Raw genomic sequence first — 22904 nt, 5'->3', positions numbered from 1 at the left:
GTGGCTTGGGCTTCGATGAAGCTGCTGCCCAGCAAGCCGTTGTCTTCTATCGTGAAAATTATCGTCAAGCGGGGATGTTTCAAGTCCAACCATATCCGTTGATCGAAGAAACATTGCAGGAGCTGGCGCAGGAGCACGATTTGTATATCGCTACGTCGAAACCAGAAGTTTTTGCAAAAGAGATCCTGACCCATCTCAAGTATGATGGCTATTTCAAAGGAATCTATGGGGCGGATCTTGAGAATAAACGTGGCGAAAAAGCGGCAGTTATCCGCTACGCACTTACTGAGATCGAAAAGGAGCAAAAAGCGCAGCAAACCATCATGATCGGCGACCGTGAGCATGATATTTTAGGTGCAAAAGAAAACCAGTTACCGGCAATCGGCGTTTTATATGGTTTTGGGTCAAAAGAAGAATTGCTTGATGCTGGTGCGATCGCTTTAGCCGCTGAGACACAAGAACTCTTAGCGTTGATTCCAGATTCATTATAGAGAAAAAGAGCTGACAAGCACCTTACAAGGCGTTTGTCAGCTCTTTTGTTAAGCATTCGTTTGTTTCAACTGTGGAGAGGATTCCAATAAAAGATTGGTATCCAAATAGCCGCTTTCGTTTTTCAAAATCAAGGTTCCTGAAGTTGGGTGAACATCTAGAATCAGATGACCAGTCAAGAACATTTGATCATAGGTTGATGTAAAGAAAGTAAACTGATTGCTTGAGACTAACTCATTGTATGGGTCTAACGGTTCATCGATTGGTGTGATCAAAAAACGTTCGCCGATCATACAGCATCCAGCTGCTGAAGAAAATTGGTTCGATCCGTCATTACTCGTCAGAATATATAAGTCGTGTCCTTCTGGAAAGCGAGCAGCGGCAGTAGGGGTAATATGTAAGTCCATTTTGCATGATCTCCTTTTTGAAACGAATGAGCAACAAGCTGTTTCGTTTCGATATTTGTTGATAAACCAAGTGTATCACTCCTCTCAGGGATGTGACAGCAACTTGCTTTTCAACCAACCCAGCTTAAAGTTTTAGCAAGAAAAAGGCGATAATACCGATTATCAGCAAGAAAAGCCCTAAATACAAGAGCACAGTGACTGCAGCATGGAAAAAAGAGCGCATTTCTTTCACCTCGAATCATTGTTCTCCTTATTTTACTGCATAATTGCGGAACCAAGTAAGGACCTTCACAAATCTTAAAGGAAGTTTTAGGTCTCTTAAGAGTAGACCTCGTCCTTTTTTGTAACGCTTCCATTTTTTGTGGTAAAATAAAGAAAAGGAGGCGATTTGGATGTTACGTAATTCTCAAAATGTACTTGTTGCCTTAGATGGGTCGGATCAGTCAGAAAAAGCGTTCCAAGAAGCACTCGCGATTTGTCGTAGGAACAAAGCCAAATTGTATGTCCTCTCTGTTATCAACAATGCTGAGTTATCCACAAGTGCCTATGCTTTTGCGAAAATTTTTGATCAAGAAAAATTACGTGTGGAAACGGATATGTTGAAAAAAATCTATGATGCCAATCAACATGGGGTGGAAGATGTTGAGGTGATCGTTGAAGTCGGCGATCCAAAACGTTTTATCATTCATGCAGCGACTGAATTGTATCCAATTGATTTGATCGTTATCGGTGCAACTGGTAAAGGCACATTGACCCGAGCTGTCGTGGGCTCAACCACCGATTATGTCGTCAATCATTCGAAATGTACGGTGCTGGTCGTGAAGTAAAAATTTAAATTAAACGGAAAAAATATGTTATTTTTTAAGTTAGCACCAGGCATCTCCTTTCAAAAAAATTCAGTTTAGTTGAAAAATCTGCTCTCTTAGCTTTAGGAGAGCGGGTTTTTTGTTGTAAAAAAGAAGTGCCTAAAACTGAGCTGTGAGTAACGATTGAAAACCCATTTTAATCTTTTTAACAAAGAATAACTATGTAAATTGAACAAGTTTGACCATTAGAAGAGAAAGTTTGTTACACTTTTAATAAGCAAAAGATGTAGGAAAAGTATTGAAGAGAGGGGCTGATAATTTACTGAGTTTCCACGATTCAGCTGGTTGCAAGTGTTCTATCATTGGAAAGGAGAATGAAATGAAACGTGTTGCAGAAAACTATTTGGTTGTTTTTTCGATTCTTTTGCTGATTATATGGTTAGGCTTGATTCAAGTGAAGGAATATTCGCAAGAAGTAGTCCTGTCGATCATTTACTTTATTAATCTATATACGCTCTTGTTTAAATTTAAAGATGCAGCGAGGATGGTGAAAGCCGTTGTATCTGTCCTACTATTGTGTTTTACGATCTTATTTCTTTTGTATATCGCAGGGAATTAGGGGCAATACGAATGATTAAGTTAAGAAAATATCGCTATATTTTGGGAATTAGATGCACAAAAAAAGACAACGTCCGACAAACGTTGTCCTACCAAAGCCACTTGACGGGCTTGAACCGTCGACCTCATCCTTACCATGGATGCGCTCTACCAACTGAGCTAAAGCGGCGTGTTATTTAACACAAGATATAGAATACCGTAAAGGCGCTACTTTGTCAATCAGATTTTCGGATATTTCTTGAGAAAAACACTTTGCGGGAAGGGAAGTTTCTAAAAGGGGATTTTCTTGAAAAAAAGGATCAAAAAATCGATTTTTGCTCTTGCTAAATTATCTGACTATTTGGTATAGTACAGATAGATTCTTCCGGCATAGCTCAGTTGGTAGTAGCGCATGACTGTTAATCATGATGTCGTAGGTTCGAGTCCTACTGCCGGAGTATCAAAAACGACCTTCGTTTCGGAAGGTCGTTTTTTTTGATTGTGGATAGCCTGGAGATAATGGGTTCCCCAGTTTTTTCTCCAGAGCTCTCACTTCGCTGAGGAAATCTTCTGTACTAGTTCTTCATATAAGTCCGTCGTTTCGGCGGCTTTTTTATTTGTGTAAAAAACGGTTGGGCCATCCTTGGAGGTGACTTTTAAAATAGGTGTCGAATTTATGTCCACGAACATTCTGGCTGGTTCACCGGCAACGGTAAACTTACCGATTTGGTAACTGGCGGTTCCTACACCCATGGTACGAACACGAGGCGATGGCAAAGCTTCGATCAATTCCACCGTTTCTATATCTGCCAAAGAGACCGTTGTTTTCCCGGTCATTGGTGCATCAAAGGTGATTTCTTGTCCTTGCACTTCGCCGGTGATCGCATCAGGAGCGAAATCTAAGCGGTACATTGGAATGATGGTACCGACCATTAACACAAGTAAGAAGACAGCGGTGATACCTGCGACGATTTGTCCGCTGCGTTTGCCTAGATTGATGCCGATATTCATCCCAACACGGTCAGGAACGAACAGTCGCGCATCATTAGGATTGATGTAAAAACCATATCGCCAGTAAGCATCTTCGCCATAATAGCGCGGTTGTGCTGCTGGTTCTAAGAGCTGATCTTGTTTTTTACGCAGATCTAGCAACAAGAAGAAGGTAAAGACGATCAAGAAAACAACCAAAACAACAAAGAGCACTAAGAGGATAGTACTGAATGCTCCAGTGGCGGACATGGATGCCAGCGGGACAGTTAACAAGAGCAGCGTAATGGTACAAGTGACAGCGATCAATAAGGACCAATAGCGCTTTGTTAAATCATTGATGTGCTGGTCGATAGCTGAATCACCGCTGATTCCGCGAACGGGTAAGCGGCTGATGATCACCCAGAGATAGAGGAACAGCGCAAAAGTTGCTAAGGAGACGCCGCCCATCAAGTATCCTGTAGAAAGATCAGGTAACTGCCATGCTTGGTACAAACTGATCATCAACAAAATCCCCGCAGGAACGAGGCTATACCACGGCAGCATTCGCTTATTTTTGGCTTGAACGAGTTTCGTGTCGATCCGAATCGGATCGATGGGTAGTTCCCATCCATTGGCAAGGATCAATTGCCGCATTTTCCCGATGTAATGCACTTGCACCAGGTAAGCTGTCCCCAGCAAAGCGGCCATATAAAGCCAGAACAGGGTAAGGATGATGGAGTCAGATAAATTGAACAAAAAAAGGAGACTTGCTACACTAAATGTACCAACGATTTGTAAGATACGCTTGCGAAATTCTGTGATCAAGCTGTGGACGCTAGGATCATCCAGATGCTCAGGGGCAAGGGTATTTTCGAGTAAAACATTTTTGTGGGGGTTGCTGATCAAGCGTAAACCAAAGGCGGTCGTCCCGCAGAGGACAAGAGCAATAATGAAAAAAAGATAGGTCATTTGCATTCATTCCTTTCAGGAAATTGGTCCAGCAGTTGTTGAACATCGGTTAAAAGCGCTTGCTTGCTTTTGCCGTGTAAGAGAGCGGTTGCTAGTTGCAGTTGCAAGCTTTGGCGATACTCCGTTTCTTGTCCAGAAGTAAACGGTGGTGGCGCGGCAACGGCGGTTCCTTTGCGGCGATCCGTGACTAACAAGCCTTCTTCTTTGAGGGAATTGTAGGCTTTTGAGATCGTCATGGTATTGATGCCGATCTCTTCGGCTAGTTGACGGACGGATGGCAGCAATTCGCCAGCGGCCAAATCGCCTTTTGCGATACCGACAATGATCTGTTCCCGCAACTGCTGGTAGATGGGTTGATTGCTTTGGGTTTGAATATCAAATATCATCGAAAACAGCTCCTTTGTATTATATATATTAATACAAAGGATACAAAATAGCAACTGGTAATCAAATGAACAAGAATCGTTAGAAAAAAGTAAATAGCTTGTTACAGTTCTGTTTCATGGATCAGGTATCCTTTGACAGATACAACTTAGAGGAGGAACTTTTTATGAGCCAATCGCAAAGAACGGCTTACTTTGATAATGCAAAATTTCTACTGATGATCTTGGTCGTCTTCAGTCACTTACTACAGCCTTTTATCGGCGATCAGAAGTTTTATCATGACCTATATTATTTTATCTTCACTTTCCACATGCCAGCTTTTGTTTTTCTGGCTGGGTACTTTGCCAAACCGTTGACGAAGGGACACAAGCTTCGTGAGCTGATGAAAAAGTTCTTGCTGCCTTATGTCTTCTTTCAGGTGTTTTACACCGTCTATTACTGGTTGATCGGTCTACGGGAGTCGTTACAAATCCAACTGTTGAATCCGCAATGGGCACTTTGGTTTTTGCTTAGCATGTTCTTTTGGCAGCTCTCGCTGTTAGTCTTTCAAAAAATGTCTAAAAAGCAGGCGATCTTGCTGAGTATCGGCTTGAGTATCTTCGCTGGCTACGTGCCGTTTTTAAATCAAGTGTTGACCTTGCAACGGACCTTTGTCTTTTTGCCGTTTTTCATCATCGGGTTTTATTTTCCCAAAAATGAGATGCGCTTTTTACTGAAACCAAAGATTCGGACCATCAGTTTGCTTTTCTTACCGATCATCTACACCTTTATCGCGTTTTTTCATGGGATGAACAAGTACATGGTTTTTGGTTCCAAGCCTTATGACGATTACTTGAGCTATCCGTTGTTCGGCGGTCCCTTGCGTGCGGTCTTTTTCGTGATCGGGCTGATGGGGATCATCGGCTTTATGAGCCTCGTGCCCAGAGAGCACTTGTTTTTTACGAAGTGGGGCAAAAACACTCTGCTGGTCTATCTTTTACAAGGGATCTTCATCAAGGGCTTGCGGGCATTAGCGATCACCGACTTGAATCTATCGGTATTAGGCTTTGTGACGTTGGTGTTAGCCAGTGTTTTACTGACGATCTTGCTAGCCAGTCGCCCGATCCGCTTTCTGTATGCACGATTTGAACGAGGACTATCCTTTGTTTTACTTGGCTTTTTGCTTTTGATGCTCACCCTTTAAATCCTTGATACGAGCAACCGCTCTTAGAAAGATGATCCTTTCATTTTTCTAGGAGCGGTTGTTATTTGAGAGGCAGAGGCGTAAAATGGAAGGAACGGAAAGTGAAAGGATGAAGAAATATGTCAGAAATTTCAAAAAAGACCACCGCTGCCTTTGCGCAAGCGTATCAAGACAACAATAAACAAACGGCACTACAACGGAGTGTTGTGAAAAATGGGATCACCGCTTCTGCAGAAAACGTGTCAGCAAAAGTCAACAATGTGCCGGTTTTCTCAGTCGATGTGACAACAGGAAAAGTCTCAAACCAAAAACAATCAGGTCGCTGCTGGATGTTTGCCGCATTGAATACATTCCGTCATAAGATGCTGAATGATTTCAATTTAAAAGAATTTGAATTGTCGCAAAACCATACCTTCTTTTGGGACAAATACGAAAAAGCCAACTATTTCTATGAAAATATTTTAGCAACTGCCAACGAGCCTTTGACAAGTCGCAAAGTTGCTTTCTTGTTGCAAACCCCACAACAAGATGGTGGGCAATGGGACATGATCGTTTCGATTTTCCAAAAATATGGTGTCGTGCCAAAAACAGTCATGCCAGAAAGCAGCAACTCTTCTAATTCTCGTGATCTAAACAATTACTTAAACAAAAAACTGCGTAAAGATGCGGTTGCTTTGCGACAGCTAGTAGCCGAAGGCAAAACAGCTGAAGACATCCAAACAGCCAAAGAAGCGATGTTGGAAGACATTTATCGTTTCTTAGCGACTTCTTTAGGCACACCGCCAGAAACCTTTGATTTTGAATACCGTGATGAAGACAAAAATTATCACATTGATCGCAACTTAACACCACAAAGCTTTTATGAAAAATATGTTGGTGTTGACCTTGATGATTATGTCAGCATCATCAACGCACCAACTGCCGACAAACCTTACAATCAATCGTATACCGTAGAAATGCTCGGCAACGTGGTTGGCGGCAAAGAAGTCAAATACTTGAACGTCGATATGCCGACCTTCAAAAAATTAGCGATCGCTCAATTGGAACAAGGGGAGTCCGTGTGGTTCGGTTGTGATATCGGTCAATCTTCTACCAGAGATACTGGGATCATGGCATTAGATGCGTATGATATCAACGACCTATTTGATATCGACTTTACGATGACCAAAGCAGAACGCTTAGATTTTGGCGAAAGCTTAATGACCCATGCGATGGTCTTGACCGGTGTTGACTTGATCGATGGCGAATCAACCAAATGGAAAGTCGAAAACAGCTGGGGTGAAAAAGTCGGAACGAATGGCTTCTTCGTTATGAGCGATGCGTGGATGGATGAATACACCTATCAAATCGTGGTTCGCAAAGAGTTCCTGACAGCAGAACAATTGACTGCCTTTGAAGCAGAACCAACAGTCTTAGCACCTTGGGACCCAATGGGGGCTTTGGCGTAAGTCAGCAATTTCTATTGACCGCCTGAATATTTTCTGAAATTTTTCAAAAAAACGAAATGAAAAAATAACGAACCAGTTGCCGCAATCCAACTGTTAGGAAAGCAGAAATCCTAGCAGCATGGGGTGTGGTAACGGTTCTTTTTTTTATTTTCTGACAAAAAAGCGGTACCATCCCAGAAAACTGGAAACTTATTTATTGTAAGATGAAGCAAACTTCTTTAAAATGGAATAGTCACTAATGATGCCACACGTCTCATTAGAGTGAACTGTTGAAGAATGGTCACTGGGAACCTTTACTTCCTCTGACAGACTTTGTCATGTTTATTGAACAAAAGGAGGATTCAAATGACAAATCTGTTAACTATTATTGTTGTTCTACTTTTTGCTGCCCTTATTTATGGGTTCTACTTATTGCAAAAACGTCACGTGAAGTTTTCTAACCGGGTCTTTGTGGCGTTGTTCGTCGGGATCGTTTTTGGTGGTGTACTGCAGCTGATTTTTGGGACAGGCTCTGACGTTGTCACGCAAGCTCTTGACTGGATCACGATGGTCGGTAGCGGCTATGTAGCTCTCTTGCAAATGCTGATCATGCCCTTGATCTTCGTTTCGATCGTTGGTGCTTTCACCAAGATGAAAGAAAGCGAAAAAATCAAGAAGATCAGTTTTACGGTTCTTGCGACTTTGCTAGGGACAACGGCGATCGCTGCCTTGATCGGGATCGTGATGGTCATGGTCTTTGGTCTTGACGGTGCCAGCTTTACCGAAGGGGCAACGGAAACAGCGCGGATCGCAGAATTAGCGGAACGTTCGACACAAGTCCAAGATCTATCGATCCCACAACAAATCGTTTCCTTCATCCCAAGCAATGTCTTCGCCGACTTTGCTGGTACTCGTTCGACAAGTACGATCGGGGTCGTGATTTTCTCAGCCTTTGTTGGGATCGCCTTTCTTGGTGTCAAACGTAAATCACCGAAAGAAGCGGAAACTTTTGCGAATTTGATGGACAGCTTATATAAAATCGTGATGCGTATCGTCACGTTAGTTTTGCGCCTGACACCTTATGGCGTTTTGGCATTGATGACAAACGTATTAGCTTCAAGTGATTTTGAAGCCATCTTGAACTTAGGCAAATTTATCATTGCCTCTTATGCGGCTTTGATTTTGGTCTTACTCGTTCATTCATTATTGCTGATCGCTGTTCGGGTCAATCCAGTAACGTATTTCAAAAAGGCCTTTCCAGTCTTGAGCTTCGCCTTTACTTCTCGTTCAAGTGCGGGTGCCTTGCCATTGAACATCGAAACCCAAACCAAAGCGTTAGGTGTTGATGAAGCCACGGCTAACTTTGCAGGCAGCTTTGGTTTATCGATTGGTCAAAACGGCTGTGCGGGTGTTTATCCAGCGATGTTGGCAACGATCGTTGCACCAACGGTTGGGATCAATGTCTTTGATTGGCAGTTTATCCTGCTGCTAGTTGCAGTAGTTACGATCAGCTCATTCGGCGTTGCTGGTGTCGGCGGTGGCGCAACCTTTGCTTCATTGATCGTCTTAGGCTCAATGAACTTGCCGATCGCCATCGTAGGCTTAGTTATTTCTGTTGAACCATTGATCGATATGGCACGGACACTTGTTAATGTCAGCGACAGTATGGTTGCCGGAATAGTGACCAGCAGCCGTATCAACGAACTGGATCGTTCGATCTTAGATGATTCTGCGGCCGTGATCGAAGCCGAATAGAAACGTTTTGTAACAAGCGAAAGCAAAGAAAGACTGCGTGTGGTCTTTCTTTTTTTTGTCCGTTAAAGCTCAGCTCATAGAAAAATCTAGGTTTCAGTGCCCTTAATAGCGAAGTTTCTGCTATACTTTTAACTAGAATATCGCGGGAGGGATAAGCAATGACACAATTGATTCAACTAGAACGAGCAGCAAACGTCAGAGAACTTGGCGGCTATCAAACGACAAACGGCACGACGATCAAACGAAAAAAATTGATCCGCAGTGCGGCGATCAATGAATTGACTGCTTCAGATCAAGCAGTACTGGCAAACTATGGGGTCAATCAGGTCATTGATTTTCGCTCCATCGCTGAAGCCAATGCACAGCCTGATCGACCGATCGCCACAGCAAAGCAGCTTTTTTTACCTATTTTTAAAGAAGACGAAACGATGGTTTCCTTGTCGCCAGAAAGCTTGAAGCAGCGCTTGGAAGATGGGGAAGATGCCGAAGAGCAGATGAAAAAAGTCTACCGTCACTTTGTTGAAAGCGACTATGCCCGCCAACAATATCGGCAGTTCTTTGATCATGTGATCGACAATGCGGAAGGCGAAGGAGCAACCTTGTTCCACTGTACCGCCGGCAAAGATCGCACAGGCTTTGGCGCCTTTTTATTGCTGCATGTGTTGGCTGTGGCACCAACGACGATCAAAGAAGATTATTTAGCGACCAATCGCTATTTAGCGCCAATGCTAAAAGAAAAATTTGCCCCAATGACCCAGCATTTGCCGCAAGAGCTGTTAACGGCGATCACGGTTTTGATGAGTGCCAAAGAGAGTTTTCTTGATGAAAGTTTGGCTGCGATCGATCAGCATTTCGGTTCGGTCGATCAGTATCTTCTGCAAGGACTAGGGGTGACGAAAGAGGAACAAGCGTATTTGACTGCCCAACTGACTGAGTAAAGAAAGGGAGATCCGTATGGAGGAAGCATTGTTCGCAGCAATCGGGATGACCGGCTCGCTGACGCCCATCAGTGGTGGGGATGTCAATCAAACGTATCGGTTCACTACAGGAGAAAATCGCTATTTTTTAAAGACCCATCCTCATGTTTCATCGATGTTCTTTCAAGCAGAGATCAACGGCTTAGCTGAATTAGCCCCTTTCGTGCGAGTGCCAAAAATCGAACGTCTCGGTCAGACCGAAGAGGGGGCGTTTTTATTGATGGAATGGATCGATAGTGGGGAAGGACAGCAGCGACGCTTAGGCCAAAGCTTGGCTCGGCTTCATCAGCAGACGCAGGAGTCTTTTGGGTTTTACGAAGACAATTACATCGGCTTTTTGCCGCAAGTCAATCCGAAAACCACCGATTGGCTTGATTTTTATACAGTCTGCCGTTTGGATGTGCAAGTCGAATTAGCGAAGCTAGGTAATCGCTGGCATGCCAAACGGGAAGCCGCTTATCTGCGTTTGAAAGAATTTTTGCATGAGAATTGGCGTGATCGCAGCGTCACACCTGCTTTATTGCACGGTGATTTTTGGCGGGGGAATGTGCTATTCGATCAACAAGGAGAACCAGTGTTTCTTGATCCGGCAGTCGCTTATGGGGATCGAGAAATGGATATTGCGATGTCCCAGCTCTTCGGCGGTTTTCGTCAGGAATTTTTGGAAGGCTATCAAGAAGTCTACCCATTAGATGAGGATTGGCAAGAGCGACTGCCAGTGTATCAATTGTATTATTTATTGGTCCATTTGAATCAATTTGGCGAAAGCTATGGACCCAATGTCGATGAACTATTGAGTCGTTTTTAGGAGGCAATTAGAACTATGGCAGCAAAGTATCAAACCACGCATGAAGTGGCGTATTATGAATGTGATATCAACCAAACGATGACGTTTCCAGCCATGCTAGGCATCGCCATCAAGACATCAGAAGAACAAAGTGCGGCGTTAAACCGCGGACCGGAAGTCATCGCTAGTTATGGCTTGACCTGGATCATTACCAGCTATCACATAACGGTGACTCGTTTGCCGCGCGTAGGGGAGCAGATCCAAGTGGCGACCCAGGCGAGAGAATACAATAAGTTTTTCTGCTACCGTTACTTCTGGTTATTGGCAGAAGACGGAACGGAACTGGTCAAAATCGAGGCGGTTTTTGCGTTGATGGACCCTGAGACGCGCAAAGTCAGCAGTGTACCAGATGAGATCGTGGCGCCTTTTGGCAGTGAAAAAATCAAGCGAATCAAACGCTATCCGAAGATCACCCCTATCACCCAAGGACAATTTTTGCCGTATCGGGTGCGTTTTTACGATATCGATAGCAATCAGCATGTCAACAATGCCATGTATTTCAATTGGCTGATGGACGTCTTAGGCTATGAGTTTTTAACAAAACATGAAGTGACACAAGTGACGATCCGTTTTGATCGGGAAGTGGCTTACGGCCATTTGATCGAAAGCCATTTCCAAATCAATGAGAAGACAGTCGATGAAGCCGGCGAGGCTGTGCCGCTGCAAACGATCCACGAGATCAAGATCGGTGAGGATACTTACTGCGAAGCCATCTTTACTTGGCGAGAAAAATAAAACAACCCTTTTGCCTCCATTATCGGAATGGCAAAAGGGTTTTTGTTTGGTTAATTCTCCATGAAATCAGGCAGTTCATCCATGGTCAACCCACGGTTTTTCGCTATCAGCAATTTGATGCGGGCTTTTTGGCTATTGATGCTATTGCAGAAAATCACCCCAAGAGCTTGCAATTCGATCCCGCCGCCTAAGTAGTCATAGACCGGCTCGGCAACGCCGTTGAAGCAGCGAGAAACTAAGACGACTGGAATGTTTCTAGCGATCAGTTTTTTCAAAGGCTCTATGGTCTGCGGCGGCAGATTGCCAGCGCCTAAAGCTTCGATCACTAGTCCATCGATCAGCGAGTCGGCTAAAGCATCGAACAATTCCCCAGTCATCCCCGCATAGGCTTTGACGATCGGAAACAGACCGTCGACACGATCAACATCCAAATGGCGGTTATTTAACAGCTCTTGCATGAACAAGATACGGTGCTTTGTGACTAAGCCGATCGGACCTAATGTCGGGGTACGGAACGTCGCAATATTGGTGGTGTGGGTCTTCGTAACATAACGTGCGGAATGGATCTCATCGTTCATCACGACTAAGACGCCTTTTCCTATGGCATCAGGTGATTTCGCCACCCGAATCGCACTTTCAAAATTATACAGCCCGTCACTGCCGATTTCATTACTTGAGCGCATGGCACCAGTCACCACGATCGGTAACTGACCGCCGATCGTGGTATCTAAAAAGAAGGCTGTTTCTTCCAGCGTATCGGTTCCGTGAGTGATCACGACTCCATCGACACCGCTTAAATGCGCCAGCTGGATACGTTGTTTCAGCTGCAGCATCTCTTTTGGCGTCATATGAGGACTGGGAATATTAAAAATATCTTCGACGATCAATTCAACATCGTCGTCAATGTGGATCGGTGCATCCATCAGTGGATTGCTGACATCAGGGCTGACGCCGCCAGTCAGGGTGTCTTCTTTCATGGCGATGGTGCCGCCAGTGTGCAACACGAGAATTCGTTTCATTTTTTCATCACCTGCAATGATTTATTTACTCTTAACTCAAAACTATTGTATACTATTAAAATAAGAAAACAAGGAGCGATGGGAAAAAATGATTCGAATTGGTTGTACCACATTTAGTGAACATGGCAGTCTCGTGCAAAGAAAAAACTCGAAATTATTTGAGTATGCCCGTTATTTTCCGTTAGTTGAGCTGGATACCACCTATCATTTTTTGCCAAAAGAAAAAGATGTGCGCAACTGGTTGACCCAGATTCCCGAAAATTTTCGCTTTGTGTTGAAAGTCCATCAAAGTGTGACCACCCAAGGGGATTTACCAGATCAGTTGACCATGACTGAAGCGCTGCAGCTTTACAAAGAAGCGATCGCGCCAATGATAGAAGCGGGCAAACTATTTTGCCTACTAGCCCAGTTTCCCAACAGCTTTAAATGTACGAAAGAAAATGTCGCCTATTTAGACCAAGTGCGAGATTGGTTTGCGGGCTACCCCGTGGCGATCGAGCTGAGAGACAGCAGCTGGTATCAGCCAAAACTGTATCCGGGCATGATCGATTATATGAAGCGAAAACAGTTTTCCTTAGTAGTCGTTGATCAGCCAAAAAAGCTATCGACCACGATTCCCCTTGATCCAACCGTGACCAATCCCGAGTTTGTCTTGTGCCGTTTTCACGGACGCAACGACAGCGGCTGGACAGCGACAGGACCAGACGCCAAAAATCTGCGGACCTTGTATCGCTATGACCAAGCCGAACTAAGGGAGTTAAAACAAGCGGTCCAAGCCATCGAAGCCAATGCCAAAGAAGTCGCAGTGGTCTTCAATAATAATGCCGGTCGTGATGCCGCTGACAATGCTCGTGCATTGATCGATGCGCTGCAGATCGATTACGAAGCATTAAATCCTAATCAGCTGAAATTATTTTGAGGAGTCATATGATAAAAGCAATCTTTTTTGATATTGATGGCACACTGATTGCCAGCAACGGCAAGGCGCTTGCCAGTACCCGTGAAGCCATCAAACAAGCCCAAGCCAATGGCGTCCTCTGCGGCATTGCCACCGGACGTGGTCCGGTTGATTTAGAGAAGGTGATCGATTACTTGTCGTTAGACATGTTTATCACCTATAACGGCCAATATGTCTACACGAAGGAAAACTTGATTTATGCCAAACCATTTCCAAAACAAACGTTGGAAGCGATCGTAGACTACGCCGATGAAAATTACCGTCAAGTCATGTTTGGCGGAGAAACCCAGGTGGCTGGCAGCTTGACGATCCGTTTAAGCCAATCACCCGTCATGCAACGCTACTTGCGCTATGTGCCAAAAAAATTTCCCGTTGGCTTTTTGAAGAAAGTTTTGCAGCGCTTCAGTCCCAATCGCAACGCCAAACGCTATGAATCATTGGACATTTTACGAGAACCCATCTATCAGTGTATTATGCTGAGCCCTGAATCAGAGCGCGAAAAATTACGCTCCAAGCTGCCGCAATGTGATTTTAAGCGATCCAATGCCTATTCTGTTGACATCGTGCCGAAAAACGGTTCAAAAATCAAAGGCATCAAAGAGTTTTTGGCCTATGAAGGGATCGCGATGGAAGAAGCGATGGCCTTTGGGGATCATTTTAATGATGTGGAAATGTTAGAAGGTGTGGGGATCGGAGTTGCGATGGGCAATGCCCAGCCCATCACTAAAGCCAGTGCCGACTTTGTGACGGACACCAACGATCATGACGGCATCAAGAAAGCCTTGATCCATTTTGGCATCATTGCCGAGAATGCCCAAGCAAGGGAATAAAAATTAAGCAAGTAGCCAATCCATGAAGTAACATAGGAGACAGCGCAGAACCATGAAACAGAACCATGAGAAAAAGCAGAAAGAAGCGAGCAAAATGAGTCCATTTGAAATGACGGAAGAGTTTCATAAAACCTTTGATCCAACGCGACCGCCATATCCACAAGCTTTTTCAGCGGAAAAAGCCCAGTTTCGTGCTGGTTTTAAAATTGAAGAATTAGTTGAGTTCCTTTATGCTGCCAGCAACAATGACGAAGAGACCTTTCAAGCAGGCCTGGAGCATTTGCATCATGCGATCGATCAAGCCCAAGCCAAGCTGGCTGCCAAAAAACAGCCTGTCAGTGATTCTCTAGTAGAACAAGTCGATGCGCTCTGTGATCTGCTGTATTTTACCTATGGCTCTTTTTCACTGTTAGGGGTCGATCCAGCGCCGATCCTGGCTATCGTTCATGAAGCCAACATGGGGAAACTTTTCCCAGATGGGCAGCCCCATTATGATCCTGAGACCCACAAAGTCATGAAGCCGAACGATTGGGAAGAACGGTATGCTCCTGAACCGCGAATCAAGGCAGAAATCAAACGCCAATTGGCGCAAAAACAAGCGCAAGCCCAAGAATCGTCAGAATAAAACAGAAACGTGCCAGTTGCCCGTTCCGATTGCTTATCAGCAAAAGGAGTGGTGCAACTGGCACGTTTGGTTTAATCAAAGAAAGTGTAGTAAAGGGTTCTGACAGCGGCTTTTTCTTGTTCTTTGTGGATGCCGAACATGATGCTGACCTCAGAGGACCCTTGGTTGATCATCTCTAAGTTGATATTTTTCCGCGCAAGGGCAGCGGTACTGTCGGCAGTGATTCCGACTCGTTGACGCATTCCTTCACCAACAACGACGACCATGGAGAGATCGTGGGTCATTCGCAGTTCATCGGGATCGATCTCGTAGGCGATTTTGCGCAGCAGCTCTTCTTCCAATACTGGATTCAACTGGTTGGAGCGCATAATGATCGAGATATCATCGATTCCTGAAGGCATGTGTTCATAATTTAAATCAAAATCACGAAAAATCTCTAAGACTCGTAGCGTGAACCCAACTTCGCGGTTCATCAAGTATTTGCGGATATAGATCATACAAAAGCCTTCGTCACTGGCAACGCCGATCACCGGCTGATCCAAGTTGTCTCTTTGGTTGGTGATCAAGGTACCGGGATGACTTGGGTTATTGGTGTTTTTGATCACCACGGGAATTTTTGCATGGTATGAAGGCATCAACGCCTCATCGTGCAACACAGTAAAGCCGGCATAAGACAGCTCCCGCATTTCTCGGTAAGTCACTTCTTTGATGGACTCTGGATGATGAACGTAGCCTGGATGAGCAGAAAAAATCCCATCGACATCGGTAAAGTTTTCGTACAATTCTACTTGCAGACCAGCCGCCACGATGGCACCAGAAATATCTGATCCCCCTCGAGAGAAGGTACAGATTTCGCCGGCTTCTGTGTAACCAAAGAAGCCAGGAATCACTAAGATTTCAGAACTATCGCGCCATTGTGCGATCTTGGCGTACGACTTGTTCAAGATACGGGCGTTTTGGGGTTCATCCGTCACTAGCAACCCAAGTTCTTGCGGATTCATGTAGCGAGCAGCTAACCCACGACTTTGTAAAATCCCTGCGATCAATTTGGCATTGTTGTCTTCGCCGCTTGCCAAGACCGTATCATAAAGATGCGGATTGTCTTGGGTAGGCAGCGTTTGAAAAGCCGCCAATGATTGCCAGATGCGATCTAAATGGACCTGTTCGATATTAAAAGGGGCGGCGATCGCGGTATAGCGGGCATAGATTTCTTCGATTAAATCAGTAATTTCTTCTTGAGCACACAGGCGGGTACAGACTGCTAGTAATAGATCGGTGACTTTCTGATCGTCACTGGAACGCTTACCAGGCGCTGAAACAACGACAAACCGTCTTTTAGGATCACTTTCAATTATCGCAACAACTTTTTCGACTTGTTCGGCTGAGGCAAGGGAACTGCCTCCGAATTTCGCTACTTTCATTTGACATTACTCCTGTTCAAGCTTTTTACTAGAGTACAGTTTCAATAGGGAGAAATCAAGCGGTTTCTTGAAAAAAATCGGAAAAATCAGAAAAAAAGTCACTTGTTGATGTAAATTTCACGATTTGTTTTCATTATCGATGGAAAAGCCGTGAATGATTTTATTCAATGCGAAAAAAGTCGATCTTTTTTGCCTCAATCTAATGCTTGATTTTTTTCTTTATGCTATAATCTAGCGTAGATGCTTTTTTATAAAGGGACTGTCTGTCCTTTTTATGCTCAATGAACTTATCAATCAATCTGCTGATCAGCAGGTTTTAGACGAAACATGTATATTTGAAAATTGGAGGAACCACAAAATGGGAACTAATATCATCTTTGGAATTGTCATTGCCATCATCATCATCGCAGCGGTCTTGTATGCAATTGGCTTTTTCATGCGGAAGAAAAACCAAGAAAAGTTGAATGACTTGGAAAAACGCAAAGAAAATCTGTTTGACTTACCGGTGATCGAAGAAGTCGATGAAGTAAAAAGAATGCACTTGGTTGGTCAAAGTCAAAATACCTTCCGTGAGTGGAACCAACAATGGACAGATATCTCCACAAAATCTTTTGCTGAACTTGAGAGTCAAATCTTTGAAGTGGAAGAACTAAACGAACGCATCCGCTTTTTCAAAGCAAAAGGGGCGATCGTCCAAGCCGAAGCGACCATGGATGAGATGGAACGCCAAGTGGAAGAGATTCGCGCCGGCTTGAAAGAATTGCGAGAAAGTGAAGAACGAAATTCACTGGAAGTCCAAAAAGCGTTGGACGTTTACGAAGACTTGAAGAAGAAGCTACGGGATCAAGGGGAAGAATTCGGTCCTGCCTACAATGAGCTGCAAAAACAAATCAAAAACATTGAAATTGAGTTCACCCAATTTGTTACCTTAAATACTTCAGGCGATCCTGTGGAAGCACGGGAAGTGTTAGACCAAGCGGAAAAACACACCTATGAAGTGGAAGACTTAATGAAACGGATCCCAGCGGCGTACGAAGAATTAAACCGTACCTTCCCTGATCAGTTGAAAGAGATCCAAGATGGCTACAAAAAATTATTAGAACAAAAATATGTGTTCCCAGAAGCAAACTTCCAAGAAGAAATCAACCGTGTGAAAAAACGGGTTGAAAACTCCATGAACGATCTAGCGAAAACAGAAGTCGCTTCCGTTGAAGTGGCAAGCCGTGATACTGCAAGTGATATTGATGCCTTGTATACGGTGATGGAACGTGAGATCAATGCCAAGAAATATGTCATGAAAAATCGTCAGATCATCGAAGACTACATTGACCATGCAACGAAGAACAACCGTCAGTTGTTGATCGAGTTGGATCATACGGCACAAAGCTACACATTGAATCATAATGAATTAGGTCGCGTCCGTGGTTTCCAAACGGAAGTCGACGAATTGGCTCGTCGCAACAACGAGTACCTACCACAATTAGAAAAGCACGAAATTCCTTATTCAGAAGTGCAAAGCTTCTACAAAGATGCCTACAAGATTTTGGATGATGTGGAAAGCCAGCAAGTCGAAATCGATGATTCCCTTGCGGAATTACGTCGTGGCGAAAAAGTTGCGCAAGAAAAAGTGGAAAGCTTCGAATTCCGGCTACGCAACTTGAAGCGGTTTGTTGAGAAGCAACGCTTACCTGGTTTGCCAGGCGAGTATTTAGAATTCTTCTTCGTGGCAACAGATCGGGTGGAAGAATTAGGCAAAGAATTGAACAAGATTCGCATCAACATGCAAGAAATCAATAAATTGGTTTCTGTCTGTGAAGAAGATCTTGATCTTTTAGATGAACAAACGAAAGACTTAGTGGATGCTGCGGCATTGACTGAGCAAATGATGCAATATGCCAACCGCTATCGTCATTCTCATCCAGATATCAAGGCAGCGATCGACAAATCACTTTATTTGTTTAGTAAAGAATATCGCTATCAAGATGCGCTAGATGAAATCGGCACAGCGTTGGAACGAGTAGAACCAGGTGCCTTCAAACGGATCGAAAACTTCTACTTCAATAACCGCGACTTAGTATAATACGAAAGCCAGCAGTGAAAAACTGACTGGCTTTTTTCATGGAAAGAATGGCTCGCTGCATGAGTACCGCTTACGAAGGAAGGAAAAGTTTCCTTTAAATAAGGGCAAAGCCAGCGAGTCACCTTGAAACTCAGCCCAAGAGCAGTTATAATGGGAAAGAATTTTTTTAGAGAAAGGGTCCTATCATTGATCTATTTTGACAACAGTGCAACAACCGCTATTTATCCACAAGCTTTAAATACATATGTCCAAGTCAGTCAGCGAATCATCGGCAATCCCTCAAGCCTGCATGATTTAGGAAATCAAGCCAATCGCCTGCTGCAGCAATCACGTCAGCAGATCGCCGATCTGTTAAACGTTTCTTCCAAAGAGATCGCATTTACCAGTGGGGGAACTGAAGGAGACAACTGGGTCATCAAAGGGACTGCTATAGCGAAAAAAGCCTATGGAAATCACCTGATTATTTCCAGTATTGAACACCCTGCCGTCAGTGAAACAGCGGCTCAATTAGCCGAGTTAGGGTTTGAAGTCAGTGTTGTGCCTGTCGATGCCCAAGGCTTTGTCAACGTGTCAGAATTAGCAAAGTTAATTCGCAAAGAAACGATTTTGGTTTCGGTGATGGCGGTCAATAATGAGGTAGGATCGATCCAACCGATCCATGAGATCGCAACCGTGTTAGCGGACTACCCAACGATCCATTTCCATGTAGATGCCGTCCAAGCCATCACAAAGGTGCCACAAGAGCAATGGTTCAATGAGCGGGTCGATTTTGCCGTGTTCTCTGCACATAAATTTCACGGACCTCGTGGCGCCGGCTTTATCTATTGGAAACAAGGTCGTAAGTTGGCGCCATTTATGACCGGCGGTGGGCAAGAGCAAAATCAACGCAGCGGTACCGAAAATGTACCAGGGATCGTTGCTATGGCAAAAGCCCTACGTTTAGCGACCGAGCAAAAGGCTGAAAAGCCGAACCATGTTCAATTATTAAAAGGCTATTTGCAAGAAGCACTGGCTGGGTACGAGAAAGTCACGCTTTTTTCTGGCACTGAAGGGTTTGCGCCACATATACTTTGTTTTTCATTAAAAGGGATCAGAGGAGAAGTCTTAGTCCATGCCTTTGAAGAAAAGCAGATCTATCTTTCGACGACAAGTGCTTGTTCCTCCCGTAAAAAGATGGCCAGTAGTACGCTTCATGCGATGCACGTTCCGGAACAGTTAGCGACATCGGCTGTTCGTATCAGTTTAGATGAGAGTAATACGATGGCTGAAGTCGAACAGTTTCTGATCGTCTTCCACCAGTTGTACCAAAAATTTTCGAAAATCAATTAAGCACGACAGACCACTATAAAATCAATCCAAATCAAAGGAGTTTTCTCGTGAATTATTCAGAAATCATGGTTCGTTATGGCGAACTGTCAACAAAGGGCAAAAATCGTCGTAGTTTTATTATGCAATTAGCTTCAAACGTCAAACGTACCTTAGCAGATTATCCCCATGTCAAAGTTCATGCCGAGCGAGATCGCATGCACTTGCTATTGAACGGTGAAAACAGCCAAGAGATCATTCCTAAGCTGCAAAAAGTCTTTGGGATTCAAAACTTTTCCCCCAGCATTCGGGTCGAAAAAGATATCGAAGTATTAAAGAAAGCCGTTCAAGACGTCATGGCAGAGATCTATACGGGTGTTGAGACCTTCAAAATCACAGCCAAGCGCAGTGATCATTCGTTTGTGCAAGATAGCAACCAGTTGAATTTGACCTTAGGTAATGCGGTGATCGACCGTTTTCCTGATATCAAAGTCCAAATGAAAAAACCAGACATCAATTTGCGGGTAGAAATACGGATCGATGGCGCTTATTTGTCCTATGAAACGATCCAAGGAGCCGCTGGGCTGCCAGTGGGCACCAGTGGAAAGGGAATGTTGATGCTTTCTGGCGGTATCGATTCGCCCGTTGCAGGCTACTTTGCTATGAAACGCGGCGTTGAGATCGAAGCGGTCCATTTCGCAAGTCCTCCTTATACGAGTGAACAAGCATTACAAAAAGCCAAAGATTTAACGAAGAAGCTTGCGCCTTATGTAGGAAGCATTCAATTTATCGAAGTTCCGTTTACGGAAATCCAAGAAGAAATCAAAAACCGCGTACCGCAAGGTTATTGGATGACCATCACTCGTCGGATGATGCTGCGTTTGACAGATGCGATTCGTGAGGCTCGTCACGGTTTGATCATCTTAAATGGTGAATCATTAGGACAAGTCGCTTCACAAACTTTGCATAGCATGGTCGCCATCAATGAAGTAACCAATACGCCGATCGTGCGCCCAGTGGCAACGATGGACAAATTGGAGATCATTGAAGTTGCCGAAGCCATTGATACCTTTGAATTGTCGGTTCAGCCCTTTGAGGATTGCTGCACAATCTTTGCGCCTCCTCAACCAAAGACGCGCCCAAGACTGGATAAAGTACATCAATATGAAGAGCGTCTCGATATCAAAGGGATGATGGAACGGGCGATGGCTGGGTTGAAACTGGAAGCAATCACGGCAAATCAAGAAAAAGCAGCAACTGAATTCGCTGAATTCTTATAATAAACTCTCTTTTTTAAACTACGACCACAACTGTTATGGAATATTTGTGGTCGTTTTTCATCGTGTGAGAGAGTTTGTGAATATTTTCTTGCTATTGAAAATGGAACATGCTACACTCGATATGTGAATCATTTAACAAGGAGGGTGGACAGGATGGAAGCATTAAGAGATAAAAAACTTCCGAAAGCAACGGCAAAACGTTTGCCAGCTTATTTACGACACTTAAAATTACTGGATGCCTCAGGTATTCAGCGAATCAAATCAAAAGAGTTTGCAGAAATCACGCAAGTTCCTTCAGCCACGATCCGCCGGGATTTTTCTCATCTAGGAGAATTGGGTAGAAGTGGCTATGGCTATGATGTTCCTTATTTGATCGAGGTATTGAGCTATATTTTAGAAACCAATGAGGAGAAAAAAATCGCCTTGATTGGTTATGGAAATTTAGGAAAAGCGTTAGCTAACAACAATTTTCGCAGAAATGAAAATCTTTCCGTCATCGCGGTTTTTGACAATGATCCAGAAATGATTGGCCAGACCATTAGTGGACGTTATGTCTATGGAATGGACCAATTGGCGGAAGTCGTAGCAGAAAAAGGGATCACCGTAGCGATTTCGACTGTTCCTAGTCGCTATTCGCAAATGGCGATCGATGCGATCGTGGATGCTGGGATCACAGCAATCCTGAATTTTGCCCCTGATCCCGTCATCGTGCCAAAAGATGTCAATATCCAATACATTGATTTGACGACAGAATTGCAAACCTTGATCTTTTTTGATACGACCTACTCGCAAAAATCGAAAGTCTGAGCAAATCCTTTTCGTTTTTTGACAATCTTTCTTATACTGGGAGAAAATGCTATAGGAGAGATGTTATGCAAGTTACACGCAAAGAAACGGTTTATGAGATGCCCGGCAACCAACCAAAAGTAGGGGATAAAGCAGCTGATTTTCGCTTGAAAAGTTTAGAGGACAAGGAATACACACTGACTGATTTTTTAGGAAAACCAACGATCATCAGCGTTGTTCCCGATATCGTGACACGCGTTTGTGCGTTGCAGACCAAGCGTTTCAACCAAGAAGCAAGTCAATTGGATGATATAAATTTTGTAACGATCTCTAACAATACAAAAGAAGAACAAGCACAATGGTGCGGCCAAGAAGGCGTCGACATGATCATGCTTCATGATCCGGCGAATACCTTCGGTGAGGCCTATCAAATCATGATCCCAGACTTCGGTCATTTTGCCCGAGCAATTTTCGTTTTGGACCGTGAAGGCGTGATTCAACACGTTGAGATCGTTCCTGAGATCTCCCACGAACCGGATTATCAAGCAGCCATTGATGCGGCGAAAGCAAACCTCTGATTGACTTTCAAAAAAGTTCATTGTAGAATGTAGCAAGATGAAACAAGAATCTATGATAGCAAGACAATGTTCAAGAGGAGTATCAGTGACCCTGGCGGTCAGAGAGAAGTCGGTCGGTGCAAGACTTCCCCAGACACTGAAAAGGTAGCTTGAAGGTCTTTGATCCGAACCACGGTTTGTTTCTTGCAGACAAAGCCGCACAGTAAGATCAAGCGCGTCGTGAACGTTACCTCACGTCAAAGTGGCAGAGCAATCTGCAATTTAGGTGGTACCGCGTATCAGCGCCCTAATGCCTCGGCATTAGGGCGCTTTTTGCTGTGAATCACTGCGACTGGCCCACAAGTGGGACAGAGCAGATGATGAACAGTACTAGGCGACCGTAGGGAGCGTAGTAACCGTACTAGGAATCACTATGATTGGCCCACAAAGAGGGACAGAGCAGATGATGAACAGTACTAGGCGACCAAAGGGAGCGTA

Annotated in this window: 22 protein-coding genes, 2 tRNA genes and 1 other annotated feature (1 of these 25 running past the window's edge); of the genes, 18 read left to right on the top strand and 6 right to left on the bottom strand. The window is 44.1% G+C overall.

Annotation, left to right across the window (positions count from 1 at the left end; genetic code table 11):
* Positions 1 to 491 carry the 3' portion of an HAD hydrolase-like protein gene (locus tag A5870_RS13500; protein ID WP_086293358.1) on the top strand. 160 nt of this gene lie to the left of the window's left edge, so only the last 491 of its 651 coding nucleotides appear in the window; the start codon falls outside the window, past its left edge; it ends in the stop codon at positions 489 to 491.
* Positions 492 to 539: 48 nt separating this feature from the next.
* On the opposite strand, the gene A5870_RS13495 is transcribed toward A5870_RS13500, so the two are convergent.
* Positions 540 to 896, bottom strand: coding sequence for an iron-sulfur cluster biosynthesis family protein (locus A5870_RS13495; protein ID WP_015509034.1), 357 nt, complete (start codon positions 894 to 896; stop codon positions 540 to 542).
* A gap of 392 nt (positions 897 to 1288) precedes the next feature.
* Between A5870_RS13495 and A5870_RS13490 the strand changes: the two genes are divergently transcribed.
* Together A5870_RS13490 and A5870_RS13485 are read left to right on the top strand one after the other, a co-directional pair.
* Positions 1289 to 1723, top strand: coding sequence for a universal stress protein (locus tag A5870_RS13490; protein WP_005237544.1), 435 nt, complete (start codon positions 1289 to 1291; stop codon positions 1721 to 1723).
* Positions 1724 to 2081: 358 nt separating this feature from the next.
* On the top strand, positions 2082 to 2321 hold the full coding sequence (locus A5870_RS13485; protein ID WP_086293356.1) for a hypothetical protein: 240 nt from the start codon (positions 2082 to 2084) through the stop codon (positions 2319 to 2321).
* A gap of 95 nt (positions 2322 to 2416) precedes the next feature.
* Here A5870_RS13485 and A5870_RS13480 read toward each other — a convergent pair.
* Positions 2417 to 2489 (bottom strand) — tRNA-Thr (locus A5870_RS13480).
* 194 nt (positions 2490 to 2683) lie between these two features.
* Between A5870_RS13480 and A5870_RS13475 the strand changes: the two genes are divergently transcribed.
* Positions 2684 to 2757 (top strand) — tRNA-Asn (locus A5870_RS13475).
* A gap of 91 nt (positions 2758 to 2848) precedes the next feature.
* Here the strand turns inward: A5870_RS13475 and A5870_RS13470 are convergent.
* Both A5870_RS13470 and A5870_RS13465 read right to left on the bottom strand, forming a co-directional pair.
* Positions 2849 to 4237 carry a hypothetical protein gene (locus A5870_RS13470; protein ID WP_170924069.1) on the bottom strand — a complete coding sequence of 463 codons (1389 nt, stop codon included), beginning with the start codon at positions 4235 to 4237 and terminating at the stop codon, positions 2849 to 2851.
* Positions 4234 to 4623 carry a GntR family transcriptional regulator gene (locus A5870_RS13465; protein ID WP_086293352.1) on the bottom strand — a complete coding sequence of 130 codons (390 nt, stop codon included), beginning with the start codon at positions 4621 to 4623 and terminating at the stop codon, positions 4234 to 4236. The genes A5870_RS13470 and A5870_RS13465 overlap by 4 nt, the downstream gene beginning before the upstream one ends.
* 164 nt (positions 4624 to 4787) lie before the next feature.
* Here A5870_RS13465 and A5870_RS13460 point away from each other — a divergent pair, with 164 nt between their 5' ends.
* The 6 genes from A5870_RS13460 to A5870_RS13435 all read left to right on the top strand — a co-directional run bounded on the left by A5870_RS13460 (position 4788) and on the right by A5870_RS13435 (position 11545).
* Positions 4788 to 5804 carry an acyltransferase family protein gene (locus tag A5870_RS13460; protein WP_086293350.1) on the top strand — a complete coding sequence of 339 codons (1017 nt, stop codon included), beginning with the start codon at positions 4788 to 4790 and terminating at the stop codon, positions 5802 to 5804.
* 119 nt (positions 5805 to 5923) lie between these two features.
* Entirely contained in the window at positions 5924 to 7252 is a 1329-nt protein-coding gene (locus tag A5870_RS13455; protein WP_086293348.1) for an aminopeptidase C, read from the top strand.
* A gap of 345 nt (positions 7253 to 7597) precedes the next feature.
* On the top strand, positions 7598 to 8986 hold the full coding sequence (locus tag A5870_RS13450; RefSeq protein ID WP_086293346.1) for an L-cystine transporter: 1389 nt from the start codon (positions 7598 to 7600) through the stop codon (positions 8984 to 8986).
* Positions 8987 to 9144: 158 nt separating this feature from the next.
* On the top strand, positions 9145 to 9924 hold the full coding sequence (locus A5870_RS13445) for a tyrosine-protein phosphatase (protein ID WP_086293344.1): 780 nt from the start codon (positions 9145 to 9147) through the stop codon (positions 9922 to 9924).
* Between the two features lie 16 nt (positions 9925 to 9940).
* Positions 9941 to 10771, top strand: coding sequence for a fructosamine kinase family protein (locus A5870_RS13440; RefSeq protein WP_086293342.1), 831 nt, complete (start codon positions 9941 to 9943; stop codon positions 10769 to 10771).
* A gap of 15 nt (positions 10772 to 10786) precedes the next feature.
* Positions 10787 to 11545, top strand: a complete 759-nt coding sequence (locus A5870_RS13435; RefSeq protein WP_086293340.1) for an acyl-ACP thioesterase domain-containing protein — start codon at positions 10787 to 10789, stop codon at positions 11543 to 11545.
* A gap of 50 nt (positions 11546 to 11595) precedes the next feature.
* Here A5870_RS13435 and A5870_RS13430 read toward each other — a convergent pair whose 3' ends face one another.
* Positions 11596 to 12564 carry an asparaginase gene (locus A5870_RS13430; RefSeq protein WP_086293338.1) on the bottom strand — a complete coding sequence of 323 codons (969 nt, stop codon included), beginning with the start codon at positions 12562 to 12564 and terminating at the stop codon, positions 11596 to 11598.
* An 88-nt stretch (positions 12565 to 12652) separates the two neighbouring features.
* Here A5870_RS13430 and A5870_RS13425 point away from each other — a divergent pair, with 88 nt between their 5' ends.
* The 3 genes from A5870_RS13425 to A5870_RS13415 all read left to right on the top strand — a co-directional run bounded on the left by A5870_RS13425 (position 12653) and on the right by A5870_RS13415 (position 14977).
* Complete coding sequence (locus A5870_RS13425; RefSeq protein ID WP_086293336.1) at positions 12653 to 13483, top strand: DUF72 domain-containing protein; 831 nt, start codon at positions 12653 to 12655, stop codon at positions 13481 to 13483.
* Between the two features lie 8 nt (positions 13484 to 13491).
* Positions 13492 to 14352 (top strand): Cof-type HAD-IIB family hydrolase, encoded by an 861-nt coding sequence (locus tag A5870_RS13420; protein ID WP_086293334.1) that lies wholly within the window; start codon positions 13492 to 13494, stop codon positions 14350 to 14352.
* A 94-nt stretch (positions 14353 to 14446) separates the two neighbouring features.
* The gene (locus A5870_RS13415) at positions 14447 to 14977 is read left to right on the top strand and encodes an HAD family hydrolase (protein ID WP_086293444.1); all 531 of its coding nucleotides are present in this window, start codon (positions 14447 to 14449) and stop codon (positions 14975 to 14977) included.
* Between the two features lie 71 nt (positions 14978 to 15048).
* Here A5870_RS13415 and A5870_RS13410 read toward each other — a convergent pair whose 3' ends face one another.
* Positions 15049 to 16398 (bottom strand): aspartate kinase, encoded by a 1350-nt coding sequence (locus A5870_RS13410; RefSeq protein ID WP_086293332.1) that lies wholly within the window; start codon positions 16396 to 16398, stop codon positions 15049 to 15051.
* Positions 16399 to 16756: 358 nt separating this feature from the next.
* On the opposite strand from A5870_RS13410, the gene ezrA reads away from it, so the two are divergent.
* From ezrA to tpx, 5 genes are all read left to right on the top strand, one after another.
* On the top strand, positions 16757 to 18478 hold the full coding sequence (gene ezrA / locus A5870_RS13405) for a septation ring formation regulator EzrA (RefSeq protein WP_016611694.1): 1722 nt from the start codon (positions 16757 to 16759) through the stop codon (positions 18476 to 18478).
* Between the two features lie 186 nt (positions 18479 to 18664).
* Positions 18665 to 19807 (top strand): cysteine desulfurase family protein, encoded by a 1143-nt coding sequence (locus tag A5870_RS13400; protein WP_086293442.1) that lies wholly within the window; start codon positions 18665 to 18667, stop codon positions 19805 to 19807.
* 47 nt (positions 19808 to 19854) lie between these two features.
* Entirely contained in the window at positions 19855 to 21063 is a 1209-nt protein-coding gene (thiI, locus tag A5870_RS13395) for a tRNA uracil 4-sulfurtransferase ThiI (RefSeq protein WP_086293330.1), read from the top strand.
* Between the two features lie 153 nt (positions 21064 to 21216).
* Positions 21217 to 21870: a redox-sensing transcriptional repressor Rex gene (locus A5870_RS13390; protein ID WP_005237525.1), complete on the top strand. Its 654-nt coding sequence runs from the start codon at positions 21217 to 21219 to the stop codon at positions 21868 to 21870.
* A gap of 65 nt (positions 21871 to 21935) precedes the next feature.
* Complete coding sequence (gene tpx / locus A5870_RS13385; protein ID WP_008377033.1) at positions 21936 to 22427, top strand: thiol peroxidase; 492 nt, start codon at positions 21936 to 21938, stop codon at positions 22425 to 22427.
* A gap of 57 nt (positions 22428 to 22484) precedes the next feature.
* Positions 22485 to 22719, top strand: a binding site (T-box leader).
* Positions 22720 to 22904: the final 185 nt, after the last annotated feature.

It is taken from the genome of Enterococcus sp. 2G9_DIV0600 (assembly GCF_002140615.1).
GTDB classification, from domain to species: domain Bacteria; phylum Bacillota; class Bacilli; order Lactobacillales; family Enterococcaceae; genus Enterococcus_D; species Enterococcus_D innesii.
Note: the sequence above shows the minus strand (reverse complement) of the source record. Positions and strands in the feature narration are given on the sequence as shown.

Excerpts from the sequence above, each read along its gene's own strand:
- A5870_RS13425 (WP_086293336.1), top strand. The coding sequence starts at position 12,653 with ATGATTCGAATTGGTTGTACCACATTTAGTGAACATGGCAGTCTCGTG.
- A5870_RS13485 (WP_086293356.1), top strand. The coding sequence starts at position 2,082 with ATGAAACGTGTTGCAGAAAACTATTTGGTTGTTTTTTCGATTCTTTTG.
- tpx (WP_008377033.1), top strand. The coding sequence starts at position 21,936 with ATGCAAGTTACACGCAAAGAAACGGTTTATGAGATGCCCGGCAACCAA.
- A5870_RS13470 (WP_170924069.1), bottom strand. The coding sequence starts at position 4,237 with ATGACCTATCTTTTTTTCATTATTGCTCTTGTCCTCTGCGGGACGACC.
- A5870_RS13390 (WP_005237525.1), top strand. The coding sequence starts at position 21,217 with ATGGAAGCATTAAGAGATAAAAAACTTCCGAAAGCAACGGCAAAACGT.
- A5870_RS13445 (WP_086293344.1), top strand. The coding sequence starts at position 9,145 with ATGACACAATTGATTCAACTAGAACGAGCAGCAAACGTCAGAGAACTT.
- A5870_RS13410 (WP_086293332.1), bottom strand. The coding sequence starts at position 16,398 with ATGAAAGTAGCGAAATTCGGAGGCAGTTCCCTTGCCTCAGCCGAACAA.
- A5870_RS13450 (WP_086293346.1), top strand. The coding sequence starts at position 7,598 with ATGACAAATCTGTTAACTATTATTGTTGTTCTACTTTTTGCTGCCCTT.
- A5870_RS13495 (WP_015509034.1), bottom strand. The coding sequence starts at position 896 with ATGGACTTACATATTACCCCTACTGCCGCTGCTCGCTTTCCAGAAGGA.
- A5870_RS13420 (WP_086293334.1), top strand. The coding sequence starts at position 13,492 with ATGATAAAAGCAATCTTTTTTGATATTGATGGCACACTGATTGCCAGC.
- A5870_RS13490 (WP_005237544.1), top strand. The coding sequence starts at position 1,289 with ATGTTACGTAATTCTCAAAATGTACTTGTTGCCTTAGATGGGTCGGAT.
- A5870_RS13440 (WP_086293342.1), top strand. The coding sequence starts at position 9,941 with ATGGAGGAAGCATTGTTCGCAGCAATCGGGATGACCGGCTCGCTGACG.
- A5870_RS13435 (WP_086293340.1), top strand. The coding sequence starts at position 10,787 with ATGGCAGCAAAGTATCAAACCACGCATGAAGTGGCGTATTATGAATGT.
- A5870_RS13430 (WP_086293338.1), bottom strand. The coding sequence starts at position 12,564 with ATGAAACGAATTCTCGTGTTGCACACTGGCGGCACCATCGCCATGAAA.
- A5870_RS13455 (WP_086293348.1), top strand. The coding sequence starts at position 5,924 with ATGTCAGAAATTTCAAAAAAGACCACCGCTGCCTTTGCGCAAGCGTAT.
- A5870_RS13465 (WP_086293352.1), bottom strand. The coding sequence starts at position 4,623 with ATGATATTTGATATTCAAACCCAAAGCAATCAACCCATCTACCAGCAG.
- ezrA (WP_016611694.1), top strand. The coding sequence starts at position 16,757 with ATGGGAACTAATATCATCTTTGGAATTGTCATTGCCATCATCATCATC.
- A5870_RS13460 (WP_086293350.1), top strand. The coding sequence starts at position 4,788 with ATGAGCCAATCGCAAAGAACGGCTTACTTTGATAATGCAAAATTTCTA.
- A5870_RS13415 (WP_086293444.1), top strand. The coding sequence starts at position 14,447 with ATGAGTCCATTTGAAATGACGGAAGAGTTTCATAAAACCTTTGATCCA.